We start from the raw sequence: 14,903 nt of genomic DNA on the forward strand, positions 1-14,903 counted from the left end.
ATCGCACTGATACGCCTTACCGGCCGCCCCCTCCGGAGAACGTGTTGCCCAGCCCCTACCGCGCCATCTTCGCCGCCCCGGGCGCCACGGCGTTCTCCGCCGCGGGACTCGTCGGAAGGCTGCCGCTGGCGATGACCGGCGTCGGCGTCCTGGCGATGATCTCCGAGCTGACCGGCCGCTACCGGCTCGCCGGACTCGTCGCGGCGACCATCGCCCTGGCCGCGGCCGCGATCGGCCCCCGGATCTCCCGGCTGGTCGACCGGCACGGACAGACCCGGGTACTCCGCCCGGCGACTCTGGTGTCGGTCGCCTCCGGAACGGGACTGATCCTCTGCGCCACCGCCGAAGCGCCGGTCTGGACCCTCTTCCTGTTCGCCGTCGGCACCGGCTGCGTACCCAGCGTCGGCTCGATGGTCCGGGCCCGCTGGGCGGCGATCTACCGGGACCGGAAGGAGCTGCACACGGCGTACTCGTGGGAGGCGATCGTCGACGAACTCTGCTTCATCGCCGGTCCGCCGCTCGCGATCGGGCTCTCCACCGGCTGGTTCCCCGCCGCCGGACCAGTACTTGCCGCGCTTTTCCTGTTGGTCGGGGTGTTCTGGCTGACCGCGCAGAAGGCCACCGAGCCGGTGCCCGCCCCGCGCGAGGAGCACACCCCGGGTTCGGCGCTGGCCTCACGCGCGCTTCAGGTGCTGGTGGTCACCTTCGTGGCCACGGGCGCCGTCTTCGGCTCCGTCGAGGTGGTCTCCGTCGCCTTCGCCGAGGAACAGGGCAACAAGGCCGCGTCCAGTGTGGCGCTGGCGATCTACGCGGCCGGATCGTGTCTGGCCGGTCTCGTCTTCGGATTGCTGCGGCCGAAGGGGTCCGCCCCCCGGCGCTGGCTGCTGGGCGTCTGTGTGATGGCCGTCAGTCTGATCCCGCTCCAACTGGCCGGGAATCTGGTCGCACTCTGCGCCGTGCTCTTCTTCGCGGGCCTGGCCATCGCCCCGACGATGGTGACCACCATGGCGCTGGTCGCCTCGCACGTCCCTGGCACCAAGCTGACCGAGGGCATGACCTGGGTCAGTACCGGACTCGCGGTCGGGGTCGCGCTCGGCTCGGGAGCGGCGGGCATCGCCGTCGACGAATGGGGCGCCCGGACGGCCTACGCCGTCCCGGGGGTTGCCGGAGCGCTGGCCGCCGTGGTGGCGTTCCTCGGATACCGCCGGCTGGCCGAGCCGGTGCCGACGACGGAGGGGCAGCCGGTCGATGAGCACGATCAGCAGGGCGAACGGGACACGCGTCTGGCGTAACTGGGCGGGGAACGTCACCGCGCGGCCGGTCCGCGAGACCTCGCCCGCCTCCGCGGACGAGGTCGCCGACGCGATACGGCGGGCCGCCGAGGACGGCCTCACGGTGAAGACGGTCGGCACGGGGCACTCGTTCACGGCCGTCGCCGCCACCGACGGGCTGCTGATCCGCCCCGGTCTGCTCACCGGCATCCGGCGGATCGACCGGACCGCGATGACGGTCACCGTCGAATCCGGCACCCCCTTGCGCAGGCTGAACACCGCCCTCGCCCGGGAGGGCCTCTCCCTCGCCAACATGGGCGACATCATGGCGCAGACCGTCGCCGGGGCGGTCAGTACCGGCACCCACGGCACCGGCCGTGACTCCGGCTCCCTTGCCGCCCAGATCCGCGCCCTGGAGCTGGTCACCGCCGACGGAACCCTGATGACCTGCGACGCCGACCACAACGCCGAGGTCTTCGCCGCCGCCAGGATCGGCCTGGGCGCCCTCGGAGTGATCACCGCGGTCACCCTCGCCGTCGAACCCCTCTTCCTGCTGACCGCGCGCGAGGAGCCGATGTCCTTCGACCGGGTCACGGCCGACTTCGACGCGCTGTACGCGGAGAACGAGCACTTCGAGTTCTACTGGTTCCCGCATACGGACAACTGCACCACCAAGCGGAACAACCGCAGCCCCGGGCCCGCCGCCCCGCCCGGCGCGGTCGGCGCCTGGATCGAGGACGAACTCCTCGCCAACGGACTCTTCCAGGTGGCCAGTACGGTCGGCCGCGCGGTGCCCGCCGCCGTCCCCGCGATCGCGCGGATCGCCAGCCGCGCGCTCTCGGCCCGTACCTACACCGACATCCCCTACAAGGTCTTCACCTCACCGCGCCGGGTGCGCTTCCTGGAGATGGAGTACGCGGTGCCCCGGGAGGCGTGTACGGCGGCGCTGCGCGAGGTCAAGGCCATGATCGAACGCTCCCCGCTGAAGATCGGCTTCCCGGTCGAGGTCAGGACCGCCCCGGCCGACGACATCACCCTCTCCACCGCGTCGGGCCGGGACAGTGCCTACATCGCCGTCCACCAGTACCGGGGCGCGCCACACCGGGCCTACTTCACGGCTGTGGAACGGGTGATGACCGCCCACGGCGGCCGGCCGCACTGGGGGAAGCTGCACACCAGGGACGCCGGGCAGCTGGCCCGGGTCTACCCCCGGTTCGGGGAGTTCACGGCGCTACGGGACCGGCTGGACCCGGAGCGGCGGTTCGGCAACGACTATCTGCGGCGGGTACTGGGGGCCTGACGGCCGGTCTACCGGGCCGTGCCGTCCTGGCGGGTGCCGGTGGTCCCCTGCGCCGCGCCCTGGCCCGTACCGTCGCCGTCGGCGCCCGAGGCCGGGCCGGGGGCGGGGGAACCGGTCCCGGGCGACGACGGGCCGGGAGAGGCACCGGGGGAGCCGGAGGGCGCGGGCGCGGGTTTCCCGGCGGGCGGCTCGGGGGTGTCGCCGCCCGGTTCCGGGGCCGGGGTGGTCCCCCCGTCGGGCCGCTCCGGGTCCGCGGGCGCGGTGGGCGTTCCCTCTGTGCCCTCTGTGCCGTCGTCCCCGCCCCGGCCGGGCTCCGGCCGCTGCTGCTCCCGCGGCGGCTCCCGGTCCTCGCGGGCCGGGCCGGAGCCCTCGCCTCCGTTTCCGCCCCGGACGACCGTTCCCACGGTGGTGCCCCCGCCGCCGTCGAGACCGGAGCCGGAGAGCACCTCGTAGCCGGTGATCCCGGCCATGGCGACACCGAAGACGACGGCCGCGGCGGCCACCGGGCGCTTCCAGCCGCGTACCCGGGAGCCGTGCGTGGTGGCGGCACCGAACTCCCCGGCGCCCGGACCCGGACCCGGTTCGGGACCGGGCGCCGTCGCGGGGACAGCGGCGGCCGGAGCCCGACCGGGGCCGGAGCCGCGCAACTGGTCACCGGTACGGCTGAAGAGGTGCTGGAAGACCGAGCCGCCGCAGGTGGCCACGACGGAGACGACTCCGGCGCCGATGATCGTGCCGTACACCCCCAGCCGGGAGGCGAGCACCGCCGCGGCGACGGCGGCCAGCGCGCTCCCGGCGACCTGGGGGACGCTCAGATCGAGGCGCCGGGGCCCCTGTTGTCCCGTGGGGTCCGGCGGATCGTTCCGGCTGATCCGGCCGGTACCGGTGTACGGGGGTTCTCGCATCGTCGGCCCCTGTTCGCCTTTCGTCGTTTCAGCTACGCATGAGGGACAGATCAGGCGGAATGATTAGTTCCCTTTGGGGAGGTTCTGTGAAGGAGAACACCTGTGGCCGCCGCCCCGATGGCCGATCGGGGTCGGTCGCGTCAACTTCCGGGGCGCGGCAGTCCACCCCGATGGCCCGAATGGAGTACTGTGGCGATCCCTGGGTCCGGACTCCCTTACGGGTGCCCTGAACCCGGGAAATGGGGGCCGAAAGCGGCGCTCGATCCGGCTGCGCCGCGATACCGCAAGGAAATCTGCACGCAGCGTGATCTCGCGATCACGCTGAGTGGTCAACAGGTAACCGTGCCACAGCGGCGATCACGGGCCCGTGCCCGACACGCCGGAGCAACTCGGCAAGGTTGTGGCAGGCTGCACCCGGGCAGGCCACACTCGACTAGCGGAAGCAGCGACGCACAGGTGACGTCGGCAGGCACCACCCGGGAGGTCCCCATGCCCGAACTGCGTGTCGTGGCCGTCTCCAATGACGGCACACGACTGGTGCTCAAGGCTGCGGACAGCACGGAGTACACCCTTCCGATCGACGAGCGGCTGCGAGCCGCCGTACGCAACGACCGCGCCCGGCTCGGCCAGATCGAGATCGAGGTGGAGAGCCATCTCCGCCCCCGGGACATCCAGGCGCGGATACGCGCGGGAGCGTCGGCCGAGGAGGTCGCCCAGCTGGCCGGGATCCCGGTGGAGCGGGTGCGCCGCTTCGAGGGCCCGGTACTCGCGGAGCGCGCGTTCATGGCCGAGCGCGCCCGTAAGACCCCCGTACGCCGCCCCGGTGAGAACTCCGGTCCGCCGCTCGGTGAGGCCGTCAAGGAACGGCTGGCACTGCGCGGCGCGGAGAAGGACACCACACTGTGGGACTCCTGGCGTCGTGACGACGGCACCTGGGAGGTGCTGCTGGTCTACCGGGTGGCGGGCGAGCCCCATGCGGCGAGCTGGACCTACGACCCGCCGCGCCGGCTGGTGCAGGCCGTCGACGACGAGGCCAGGGCGTTGATCGGGGAGACCGACGACACGATCGCCGCGCCGGACGCCAGCGTGCCGTTCGTGCCCAGGATCGCCCGGCTGCCCCGGGACCGGCCGTTGGACCGGACCCTCGACCGGGCGCCGGAGCGTTCCCCCGGACCGGGCGGCGGCGCGCCGGTGCCCGACGAGACCGGCGAGCGCGACTCCCTGACGAGCCTTCTGGAGGCCGTTCCCAGCTTCCGGGGCGATCTGGTCGTACCGGAGCGCCCGACGCCCTCCGAGGCCGCGGCGGAGGCCGCCGCGGAGCCCGAGGAGGCGGAGGAGAGCGTGGCGCCCGCGGCGTCGGCGGGCGCGGGGTCCGCGTACGCCGATGTCCTGATGCCGCGTTCGGTGGCGGGACACCGGGACCGGCTGATCGGGACGACGGACCGGCAGGCCGAGGCGGACGGTGTCCGTCCGGGGCGTCGTGCCGCCGTACCGAGCTGGGACGAGATCGTGTTCGGGACCCGCCGCAAGAAGCAGGACTGACCGGGGGCCGCTCCGCCGAGCGGCCGCCCGGGCGACCGGCCCCTATAGGTGCCGTCCTTCGGTCAAAATCGGTCTGCCCGCGTCCTGCGTGCGGTCCGACGGCGGCCGTATACGGTCGATCGACGGGTTGTGTACGGCTGGTCGGCGCCGTGTCGGCCCGTGGCCCGGCCGGGGGTCAGCGGCGGTCCGACTCGCCCGCGGACGCCCGGACGAACGCGTCGAAGATCCGCTGCTGCGCCGGGTCGTCGTGGGCGGTGTCCTCGGGGTGCCACTGCACCGCCGTCATCCAGTCCTTGGCCCCGACGAGTTCCAGCCCCTCCGGAGTGCCGTCGGCGGCCCGGGCCGTGACCCGTAGTCCGTCGCCGAGCCGGTCCACCCGGTGGTGGTGGTAGCAGGACGCCTTGACGGTCTCGCCGCCGGTGATCCGGGCGATCCGGGAACCGGGCCGCAGCATCACCGGATGGATCAGATGCCGGTGACCGGTCTCCGGGCCGCGGGTGTCCTCGTACAGAGTGCCGCCCAGCACGGTGTTGACGATCTGCAGGCCGCGGCAGACCGCGAGGATCGGCAATCCGGTACGGAGCGCCTGCCGGGCCAGCTCCAGATCGAAGCCGTCCTGTTCGTCGTCGAGGCCGTCCGCCGGATAGTGCTCGTTCGCGCCGTCGCCGTAACGGTGCGGGGCTATCTCCCCGCCACCGGGCAGCAGGACCCCGTCGAAGCGGGCGAGCCGGGCCGCCACGTCGTCCGCGTACGCGATGCCGCCGGGGGCGTACGGATGGACCGTGATGGGTTCACCGCCCGCCCGCCACACCGCGTCCACCAACGCGCGGGCGCTGACCATGGCGGCGTACCGCAGGCCCGAGGCGGAGGCGGAGAAGCGGGCGGGGATCGCGATGAGGGGTCTCGGCAGGGTCACTGGCGGATCCAAGGGTCTGTGCGTCCAGGCCGTCGCCGGACTGCTGCGGAAGACGGGAATCGTATGGCGTCAAACGAATTACGGGCAAGCGGCTGAAGGGCGGCGGAGCCGGGCCTTCCGGGCGTACGAGTCTCCTCTGAAGGACCTGATCACAAGGCCCGGGGTTGCACGGGGCCGGTGATTCGTTCCGGTGGGATATGCCGGACGGTCTGGTTTATGGCGACAGAGGCGGTGTATCGGGATATCAGTCGTGGCGGGGTGCGGCGGCCGGACGGCGTCCGCCGCGCCGCGGATCGTCGCTGCGGCGGTCCGGGCCGAACTCCTGGATCTGCCCCGCGACCCGGCGCAGCGCCTCGGCCGTGTGCCGGCACTCCTCGTCGTCCAGCGGGGCCGTGACAAAGGCGACTTCGGCTTCGAAGGCCGGGCGCAGCCGTGCCATCAGGGCCTCGCCGTCGTCGGTGAGGGAGAGCAGCACCCGCCGTCCGTCCGTGGGGTGTTCGGTCCGGGTCAGCAGGCCCCGGGACTCCAGGGTCCCGGCTACTCCGGTGAGGGTGCCCTTGGAGATCCCCGCGTCCTCGGCCACCAGCCGGGTCTCCGCCTCGCCCCGGCTCCGGACCACCCACAGCACGACGAAACCGGTCCAGGAGAGCCCGCAGGCGCGCAGCGCCGAGTTCTCCAGATGCTGCCGGACGAACGCGGCGGACCGGTAGAGATATCCCATCACCATCAGCCGGTCGCTCCGGAGCGGCCCGTCGGCCGGTGCTTCCCCCGGGGCGTACGAGGTCCCGGAGTCGGGGTGCTGATCCGGCAAGAACCCTCCTGCGGCGGGCGGCTGACGTGGCGACGGCCGGGTGCGCGGGCACCCGGGCGGTCGGGTTCCGATCATAGGGGTCCGGCCGCTGCGGGTGATCGTCTCCGGACGGGCCGAAGGGGCGGTGGCCGGTCCGGTGTGCGGGTGTGCCGGGGCGGGCGTGGGTCGGGACGCTTCGCGGGTACGCCGCTTCCGCCGCGGTCCGGGGAGGGCTGCGGATCTCCGGACCGGACGGGACCGGCGTACGAGAGGGGGGAAGGCGCCGGACGGGAGGGGGGTCGGGGAGCCGGGTGGCGCGGCGGGTCCGTACGGATCGGTGAACGGGCGCCGGGGCACGGGGCGCTGTCGGACGGGTCGGTTCCGATCGGTTCGGTTCGGTTCGGTTCAGGGGCCAGGTCGGGCCGGTCCGGGTCACGACGGGTCAGATCGAGTCGGCTGCGGATGACGGGGGTAGTGGGGCGGACGGGGTTGGAGGGGTGTGTCATGTCGATGGCGCGAAGTGTTCCGGACGGGCCGGTTCCAGGTCGGGCGACCCGGCTGGCCGGATGGTCGGTCCGGTCTGCGACCGGCCCGTCCGGGCGGCGGAACGGCCGATTCAGACCCGGCGGTGCGCGGTCTGACGCGCCGCCCGGGCCTCCTTCTCGGCCTCGTGCCAGAGCCGCTGGAGCATCCGCCGCCGCTCCAGTGGACGCATCCGGGCGATCGCGATCTCCGCACAGGCCACCCCGTCGGCCCAGGGCATCGTCACGACTCCGCGCTGGCGCGCGATGCCGTTGATCCCCTGCGGGTGTACCCGGGCCGGATGCCGGTGCTCGGTGGCGCGCCCGGCGCCCCGGGTATCGGCGCTCCGGGACTCGGAGGCCGCCGCCCTGGCGTCGGCCCGCTGCTTCTGCTGCTGCGGGCTGAGCCGGGAGAGATTGCGCACATGGACGACCTTGCGGCGCCCCGCGAGCAGGTCGGCCTGGAGTTCGGGCCCGAGCTCGAGGACCGACAGTTTGGAGGAGATGGTCGACTGGGCGATCCCGAGCCGCTTGGCGGCCTTGTTCTGGGAGCCGTAGAACTCCACCAGCTTCTTGAGCGCGTACGCCTGCTCCAGCGGATTCATGTCGTCGCGGTGCACATTGGCGACGAACGCCGCTTCCAGGAGGGAGCGGTCGGTGGAGACCAGCGCGTCGTCGACGCTGACCCGGACGGCGGTCAGCCCCGCCCGCCGGGCCGCTTCGAGCCGGCGGTGGCCGTCGACGACGATGTACCGGGCACCCGCGGCGAGTTCGTGCGCACGGGACGGTCGCTCCCGTACATACGCCTCGACGGAGGCGACCGTGATCGCGTTGACGAGCCCGATCTCCCGGATGCTGGTGGTCAGCGGGTCGAGGTCGCGCAGCTCCCGGGGGTTGTCCGGGTTCTGGCCGATCGAACCGAGCGGTAGTTCCGAAGGCTGTCCGGCTGCGGCTTCCTGGCGGTCCGTGTCACTCTTGGGTCGTGTCTGGAGCGTCCTGTCGGTCTCGATGAACATATCGGATGACATGCTGGTGAGCCCTTTCCTCTTGCTAGCCGCCCGAGTTCCCCGTGTTCAAGCCCGAGCAGATGGCAAATCTCTCAGAGCCCTCCGGCCAGAGCCTGGCCAACTGGTTGCCAAGCGCTTGCCACGGAGCAGGCTGATTGCGGAGGATTCACGACATGACCGATGGGGGAATGAGGTTCCGCATCCTCGGTGGCCTGGAATGGACCGCCAGGGGAGCATCATTGCGCATCGGGCGGCGCCGTGAACGGCTGCTGCTCGGCCTGTTGCTGCTCGACGTCGGACGGGTGGTCCCGGCAAACAGACTGATCAGTCTGCTTTGGGACGAGGGGCAGCCGCCGTCCAGCGCGCGGGGCAGTCTCCAGGTCCATGTCTCCCGGCTCCGCGGCCGGTTCACGGCCGAGGACGCCGAACACTACGGATTCGCACTGGTGAAGTCCGGCGACGGCTATCAGATCGAGGGCGATCCCAGCGCCGTCGACCTGCACCGGTTCCGTTCGTCCCTGCTGCGGGCCGAGCGGGCCGAGAACCTGGAGGAGCGGCTCCGCCTGCTCGACCAGGCGCTCGCCGACTGGGGCGGTCCGGTGCTCGCGGGCACCGCTCCCGAGGGCCTGGTACGCCGGCTGGGCGCCGGGTTCGAGGAGTCGTACATCTCCGCGGTCACCCAGCGGGCGGAGACCCGGCTGCTGCTGGGGCGCCGTGAGCTGGTCCTGGAGGAGCTGGCCCGGGCCACCGCCGAACACCCCCACCACGAGCGGCTCGCCATGCTCCGCATGATCGCCCTCTACCGCGCCGACCACCGGGGCGAGGCGCTGGAGGTCTACAACGAGACCCGTACCCGGCTCGCCGAGGACCTCGGCCTCGACCCCGGCGCCGATCTCCAGCAGGTGCAGAACATGATCCTGCGGGCCGATCCGCTGCTGCTGGACGACGCGGTGGTCCCCCGGACGGAACGGAGCCGGGGCGACGCGTCCGGCCGGTCCGGCTGGTTCCTGGGGGCTGTCCCCAGCCCCCGTGCGGGGGGTTCCGGCGGACGGTGGCAGGGCTACGACGGCCGGGTCGTCGCGGAACGGGGCCCCAGGGTCGGAGCGGTGCCGGCCGACGCGGGGGAGGCGCCGGACGGGCCGTTTCCCGGCGGAAGCGGGCTGCGGGCCGGTGCCGGGCCCGGAGCCCGGGGCGGTCAGCCCGGCCCGGGTCCGGGGGCCGTCGGCGGACCGGCGGACGGGGCCCCACCGGCCGCGCATATCTGCGAACGGGACCACGACGCCGGCCGCGGGCAGGTACCCCCGGCCGTGCCGGGGCAGCGCCGTGCGCCCGGAGCCGTCACCGCCCCTCCCGCCGGACCCGGACCCGGCCAGGGCCACGACCACGGTCATCACCATGGTCACGGCCGGGTCGCCGGAAACGGCCACGACCACGCGCGCGCCCATGACGAGTGCGACGCGGAGTCCGTACGAGCCGAGGCCGAGTCGGTCCAGCGCCACTCCCGGACCGGCGCCTTCATCGGCCGGGCCAAGGAACTGGCCCAGCTGGGACGGCTGGTGGAGGAGGCGCGGGGCGGCTCCGGGGTACTGATGATCGTCGGACCCGCGGGCAGCGGAAAGACGGCACTGGCACTTCAGTGGTGCCGTGGTTCCCGGGACGCCTTCCCCGACGGCCAGCTCTTCCTGGATCTGCGCGGCCACAGCGACGAGAGCCCGATGCGCCCCAAGGAGGCGCTCTCCGGACTGCTGCGGGCCCTGGGCATCGCGTACCAGAACATTCCGCATGAGCTCGCCGAGATGGCCGAGCTGTACCAGAGCACCCTCGCGGGCCGCCGGGTCCTCATCGTGCTGGACAATGCGGAATCAGCCGATCAGGTACGACAACTGCTGCCGTACGACACCGGATGCCTCGCCCTGGTCACCAGCCGCAACCGGCTGGGGTCGCTGATCGTCACCCACGGCGCGTCCATGCTGCCGCTGCGCCCGCTGGCGTCGGACGACGCCAAGGCGCTGGTCCGCAGCGTCGTGGGGGCGCGCAGGGCCGACCGGGAGCCCGAGGCCATGACCGACCTGGTCGCCATCTGCGGACGGAGTCCGCTGGCACTGCGGATCGCCGCGGCCAATCTCGCCCTGCACCCGGACAGTCTGATCGCCCATCACGTGCGTGAGCTGCGGTCCGGCAATCCGCTGGAGACGCTGGCGGTGGCGGGGGATCCGGACTCGGCGGTGCGCCGGACGTTCGAACTGTCGTACCGCCGGCTCGATCCGGACGCCCGGGACGCCTTCCGTACGCTGGGGATGCTGCCCGGGCCCGCGACGACCGTGCCCGCCGTCGCCGCGCTGCTGGGGCGCTCCGTACCGGCCGCGAGCGGAATCCTCGACCGGCTCTTCGCCGAGCACCTGGTGGAGCGGATCGGCCGGGACCGGCTACGGCTGCACGATCTGATCTGGTGGTACGCCAGACTTCTGGCGGAAGCAGGGGATCCGGTTCCCTCTCAGCGGGAGGCGCGCCGCCGACTGCTGCGCTGGTACGCCGCGTCCGCGGATTCGGCGGCCCGATGTCTCTATCCGCAGATGCTCCGGCTGGAAGTGGCCCCGGTGGCGGCGGGCGCGGCTCCGGCCGTCTTCGACGATCCGCAGCGGGCGGCCGACTGGTTCGACGCGGAACACGCGGACCTGGTACGGCTGATCGAGGCGGAGGCACCGCTTCCGGCCGGGGAATCCGGTGGCACGACGGGCCCGGGCGGGCGAGGGCCCGCCGGGTTCGGGGGCGGCTCCGGAGCGCAGGCCGGGGCCGGTGCGGGCTTCGGGGCCGAGACCGGTGCCAGTACCGGTACCGGTGCCTGTGCGGGCACCGGGTCCGGGTCCCGGTCGGGTCCCGGGGCGGGTCCGGGACCGTTCGCGGAGCCGGTGCCGGAGTACGGCGGTATCCCGGACCGTACGGGTGCGGACTCGGGGCCCGACCCCAGCGTCTGGATCATCGCCGACATCCTGCGCGGCTACTTCTGGCTCCGCCGCCACACCGACTCCTGGGTCGCCGTCGCCACGGTCGCCCTGCGCACCGCCCGTGAGGCCGGGGACGTCAAGGGACAGGCCGCGGCCCAGCAGAGCCTGGGCCTCGTCAGCTTCACCAAGGGCGATCTGGAGCGGAGCCGCAACCACTTCGAGCGGGCCATCGAGCTGGCCAGGAGCGCCGGGTGGAGCGTGGCCGAGTCCGTGGCGCTCTCCAATCTGGCCGGGGTCTCCGGCGACCTCGGCCGGCTGAGCCAGGCCGCCGAGTACTACGGCCGGTCCATCGCGATCAACCGCAGGCTGCGCCGCAGCCCGTCCCAGCCGTTCCTCGGCCTGGGCGAGGTGCTGCACGGCATGGGACGGCTGCGGGAGGCGGAACGGCTCTGCCGCCGGGCGCTCGCCCTGTCCCGCAAGATCGGCGCCCCCGACAGCCCGTCGCGGATCAGCTGCACACTGGCGACGATCTCCCTCGATCTGGGGTTGCTGGTCACCGCCCAGGAGCTGGCCATGACGTCCCGGCGGGGCTTCCAGGCCATCGGCAATCTGCCCGGCGAGGCGGAGGTCCTCAGTGTGCTCGCCCTGATCGGAGCCGAGGCCGGGGACGGGCCCGGCGCGCTGCGGGCCGCGTTGACGGCCTGCCGGCTCAGCAGACGCTCGGGACGGCCCCGGCTGCGGATGGACGCGATGATCGCGATGGGGCACGCCCGCTATCAGCTCGGCCAGTACGAGCGGGCCTTCGAGCACTTCCGGCTCGCCCGGGACACCGCCGAGTCCATCGGCTATCTCAAGGGCCGCACGATGGCCCTGCTCGGGCTCGGGGTCTGCGCGGCCCGGATGTACCGGCCGCTGGAGGCGCTGGGATACGCGGCGTCGGCCCTGGGGCTCGCCAAGGAGTCGCAACTACGGCTCCAGGAAGGGCAGGCCCAGGCGGTGATCGCGCTGTCGCAGGCGGCGTGCGGGGATACGGGGTCGGCGGCGCGCGCGGGGCGGCTGGCGGAGGGCATCTACGCCAGTACGGGCTACCGGCCGCTGCACTCGCCCTTCGGACGGCCCATGGAAGGACTGCCGTCGGAGGACGGCTATGCCGAGCTGTGTCTGCCGAACTGAGCGGCGACGGGTCGTTGTCAGTGGCGGTGGGTACGGTTCTCGGACCGGGGCGGAACTGACGGGAGCGTTACGGCTCCGGGCGCGTCCGGAGCCGGGGGCCGGGCCCGGAGGCCGGACAACTCCGCCTGGTTTCGGGCTGGTTCGGCTGAACCGGGCGGTTCGGATGGCTTCGGCCGGTTTCCCGCCGGGTCCGGGGCGGCGGCGATAGTTGCGCGGCGCACCCGTGTCGCGTTTGGGCCGAACGGGTGAGGGGCGGGAGGATAGGGCCATGAGCAGGTACGAAAGGTACGACGTCACCGACGAGCAGTGGGAGGGACTCGCGCAGGTCGTTCCGTTGCGGGGCCGCGACGAATGGCCGTCGCGGGTCGATCACCGCACCGTTCCCCAGGACTACGCCGCCGCGAGACAGCGGCGGTTCATCGTGCTGCGGGTCCAGATCTTCGCGGACGCCCGGGAGGTGGCCGAGTATCTGATCGCCGGGATCCCGGTCCTCCTCGATCTCACGAGCGCCGATACGGACGTGGCGAAGCGGATCCTCGACTTCAGCAGTGGTGTCGTCTTCGGGCTCGGCTGTGGAATGCACCGGGTCGACCGGAATGTCTTTCTGCTGACCCCGGTCGGTACGGAGGTCGACGGGATCGCGGAGGCGGCCACGGGCACCTTCACGACTCCGCTGCCGCGATCATGACCCGTAGACCCGTAGTTCGATAGCCCTGTGGATCCGTGGGCCTGTCGGCCCTCCGGCCCGTCGGCGCGGCGGGTCGTCGAGCCCTCCCGGTCGCCCGGGACGGCTCGGGGTCCGTACGGCGGCGGGTGCCCCGGGTTCGTTTCCCGGGTCGCCCGTTCGTAGGAAGGTCTTCGCGGCAAAACGGTTCGCCGCCGACGGGGCTGCGTACCGTCCGGCCCATGGACGAGAACGTGCCGCAGGCCACCGTGCCCCCTTCCCGCCCCGCCGGGGCCCCCTCCCACCCGGTCGTCGCCGCCCCCGGCCACACGGCGCTCCGGCCCACCGTCACCGAGATGCGGCTCTCGGCCTTCAGAACGCATCGGAGCGCCTCCTTCCGGCTGACTCCGCTGACCCTGTTCGCGGGCGCCAGCGGCAGTGGCAAGTCGACTGTCTTACAGGCGTACGAGGCGCTGGGCGCGCTTGCCGGCGGCGCCGGTCTCGGTGAGGTCTTCCCGGATCCCCTCGGCTGCGTACCGGAGTGGGCCGACGCCGACGCGCAGGGGCGCCGGGGCTTCCGGATCGGCTGTACGGTCGACGGCCCGGCCGGAGCCGTCCGGCTCGATCTGGCGGTCCAGGCCGAGCCTGCCCTGCGGATCGTCGGGGAGCGGCTGACCGTCGACGGACGGACCCTGCTCAGTACGGCGCTGCGCGATCCCGAACGGCCCGCCGTCCAGGCGGAGTGGCTGACGGCCGGGTCGGTACCGGTGACCCGGGCCCCGCTGCCCGACGACCGGCTCGGCACCGCGTTGCTGCCGCTGCGGGTGGCGGGCAAGACGGAGGGGCAGCGGCTGGTGCTGGCCGCCGCCGAGCAGGTCGTCGTGGCGCTCCGCTCGGTCTTCGCCTGCGATCCGCAGCCGCGTGGGATGCGGCGGCCCGTGATGGCGGGCGACGGGCGGCTCCGGCGGAACTGCGGAAATCTGGCCGAGGTTCTGCACCGGACCCGGGACCAGTGTGTCCGGCGGTACGCCCGGCTGACCGCGGCGGCCCGGACGGGGTGCGCGGGCGAGGTGGCGGAGCTGGCGGTCGAGGAGTTGGCCGACGGAAAGCTGAGGGCGCTGGTGCGGCGGGGGCCGGGTCGCCCGGCGACACCGGTGGAGCGGCTGGGCGAGGGCGAGTTGCGGTTTCTCGCCCTGGCGCTGGTCCTGCTGACCGGCCCGGGGGTGCTGGCGATGGACCGGGCGGCGGAGATCCCGGACGCGTACCAGTCGCTGACCGTGCTCGCGGACGGCTTCGACCGGGGGCTCGACGCCCGGCAGTCGCGGGAGCTGGTGGCGCTGGCCGCCGAGACGGCCAAGCGGGGGCACGTACGGCTGGTGGGTTCGGTGTGCGACGCCTCGTTCGCGCGCGGGCTGGACGGGGTGTCGGTGGTAGACCTGGTGTCGTGACGGGACAGAACGATACGGCGGGCGGTACGGAACACCGGGCGGGCGACGGCCCCGACGGCGGTACGGGAAGGGGTGGCGGGCCAGGGCTCGATGTAGGGGCGCTTCAGCGCAGACTGGTGGAGTTCGCCGAGGCGCGCGATTGGGGGCCGTACCACACACCCAAGAACCTGGCCGTGGCGCTGAGTGTGGAGGCGGCCGAACTGGTCGAGATCTTCCAGTGGCTGACACCGGAGCAGTCGGCGCGGGTGATGGCGGACGACGGGACGGCGCACCGGGTACGGGACGAGGTCGCGGACGTCCTCGCCTATCTGCTGCAGTTCTGCGCGGTGGTGGGTGTCGATCCGCTGACGGCGCTCTCGGAGAAGATCGACCGCAACGAGCGCCGGTTTCCGCGGCCTTGAGGCAGCCGGGCCCGGCTGCC

The 14,903-nt window shown here is 73.0% G+C and carries 11 protein-coding genes; 7 read left to right on the forward strand and 4 right to left on the reverse strand.

Annotated elements, in window-relative coordinates:
- Positions 1–44: 44 nt before the first annotated feature.
- Positions 45–1,292 carry an MFS transporter gene (locus ABZ714_RS07510; RefSeq protein ID WP_358824208.1) on the forward strand — a complete coding sequence of 416 codons (1,248 nt, stop codon included), beginning with the start codon at positions 45–47 and terminating at the stop codon, positions 1,290–1,292.
- Positions 1,249–2,571 carry a D-arabinono-1,4-lactone oxidase gene (locus ABZ714_RS07515; RefSeq protein ID WP_358824209.1) on the forward strand — a complete coding sequence of 441 codons (1,323 nt, stop codon included), beginning with the start codon at positions 1,249–1,251 and terminating at the stop codon, positions 2,569–2,571. The genes ABZ714_RS07510 and ABZ714_RS07515 overlap by 44 nt, the downstream gene beginning before the upstream one ends.
- Positions 2,572–2,579: 8 nt before the next feature.
- On the opposite strand, the gene ABZ714_RS07520 is transcribed toward ABZ714_RS07515, so the two are convergent.
- Complete coding sequence (locus tag ABZ714_RS07520) at positions 2,580–3,476, reverse strand: hypothetical protein (RefSeq protein WP_358824210.1); 897 nt, start codon at positions 3,474–3,476, stop codon at positions 2,580–2,582.
- A 456-nt stretch (positions 3,477–3,932) separates the two neighbouring features.
- On the opposite strand from ABZ714_RS07520, the gene sepH reads away from it, so the two are divergent.
- Complete coding sequence (sepH, locus tag ABZ714_RS07525) at positions 3,933–5,018, forward strand: septation protein SepH (RefSeq protein ID WP_358824211.1); 1,086 nt, start codon at positions 3,933–3,935, stop codon at positions 5,016–5,018.
- 175 nt (positions 5,019–5,193) lie between these two features.
- Here the strand turns inward: sepH and ABZ714_RS07530 are convergent, their stop codons facing one another.
- The 3 genes from ABZ714_RS07530 to ABZ714_RS07540 all read right to left on the reverse strand — a co-directional run bounded on the left by ABZ714_RS07530 (position 5,194) and on the right by ABZ714_RS07540 (position 8,261).
- On the reverse strand, positions 5,194–5,928 hold the full coding sequence (locus ABZ714_RS07530; protein ID WP_358824268.1) for a gamma-glutamyl-gamma-aminobutyrate hydrolase family protein: 735 nt from the start codon (positions 5,926–5,928) through the stop codon (positions 5,194–5,196).
- Between the two features lie 250 nt (positions 5,929–6,178).
- Positions 6,179–6,661 (reverse strand): MarR family winged helix-turn-helix transcriptional regulator, encoded by a 483-nt coding sequence (locus ABZ714_RS07535; RefSeq protein ID WP_358824269.1) that lies wholly within the window; start codon positions 6,659–6,661, stop codon positions 6,179–6,181.
- 679 nt (positions 6,662–7,340) lie between these two features.
- Positions 7,341–8,261: a ParB/RepB/Spo0J family partition protein gene (locus ABZ714_RS07540; RefSeq protein ID WP_358824212.1), complete on the reverse strand. Its 921-nt coding sequence runs from the start codon at positions 8,259–8,261 to the stop codon at positions 7,341–7,343.
- A 164-nt stretch (positions 8,262–8,425) separates the two neighbouring features.
- Between ABZ714_RS07540 and ABZ714_RS07545 the strand changes: the two genes are divergently transcribed.
- The 4 genes from ABZ714_RS07545 to ABZ714_RS07560 all read left to right on the forward strand — a co-directional run bounded on the left by ABZ714_RS07545 (position 8,426) and on the right by ABZ714_RS07560 (position 14,883).
- Positions 8,426–12,370 (forward strand): BTAD domain-containing putative transcriptional regulator, encoded by a 3,945-nt coding sequence (locus ABZ714_RS07545; RefSeq protein ID WP_358824213.1) that lies wholly within the window; start codon positions 8,426–8,428, stop codon positions 12,368–12,370.
- 268 nt (positions 12,371–12,638) lie between these two features.
- Entirely contained in the window at positions 12,639–13,058 is a 420-nt protein-coding gene (locus ABZ714_RS07550; RefSeq protein ID WP_358824214.1) for a cell division protein SepF, read from the forward strand.
- Between the two features lie 332 nt (positions 13,059–13,390).
- Positions 13,391–14,482, forward strand: a complete 1,092-nt coding sequence (locus ABZ714_RS07555) for an ATP-binding protein (RefSeq protein ID WP_358824270.1) — start codon at positions 13,391–13,393, stop codon at positions 14,480–14,482.
- Positions 14,483–14,595: 113 nt separating this feature from the next.
- Entirely contained in the window at positions 14,596–14,883 is a 288-nt protein-coding gene (locus ABZ714_RS07560; protein WP_358824271.1) for a nucleotide pyrophosphohydrolase, read from the forward strand.
- The last annotated feature ends 20 nt before the right edge of the window (positions 14,884–14,903 follow it).

This window comes from Streptomyces sp. NPDC006798 (genome assembly GCF_040635975.1).
GTDB lineage: Bacteria > Actinomycetota > Actinomycetes > Streptomycetales > Streptomycetaceae > Streptomyces.

Bases quoted from the DNA above. Each gene is read 5' to 3' on its own strand.
- ABZ714_RS07555 (WP_358824270.1), top strand. From the start codon at position 13,391: ATGCGGCTCTCGGCCTTCAGAACGCATCGGAGCGCCTCCTTCCGGCTG.
- ABZ714_RS07545 (WP_358824213.1), top strand. From the start codon at position 8,426: ATGACCGATGGGGGAATGAGGTTCCGCATCCTCGGTGGCCTGGAATGG.
- ABZ714_RS07540 (WP_358824212.1), bottom strand. From the start codon at position 8,261: ATGTTCATCGAGACCGACAGGACGCTCCAGACACGACCCAAGAGTGAC.
- ABZ714_RS07550 (WP_358824214.1), top strand. From the start codon at position 12,639: ATGAGCAGGTACGAAAGGTACGACGTCACCGACGAGCAGTGGGAGGGA.
- ABZ714_RS07535 (WP_358824269.1), bottom strand. From the start codon at position 6,661: ATGGTGATGGGATATCTCTACCGGTCCGCCGCGTTCGTCCGGCAGCAT.
- ABZ714_RS07520 (WP_358824210.1), bottom strand. From the start codon at position 3,476: ATGCGAGAACCCCCGTACACCGGTACCGGCCGGATCAGCCGGAACGAT.
- ABZ714_RS07515 (WP_358824209.1), top strand. From the start codon at position 1,249: ATGAGCACGATCAGCAGGGCGAACGGGACACGCGTCTGGCGTAACTGG.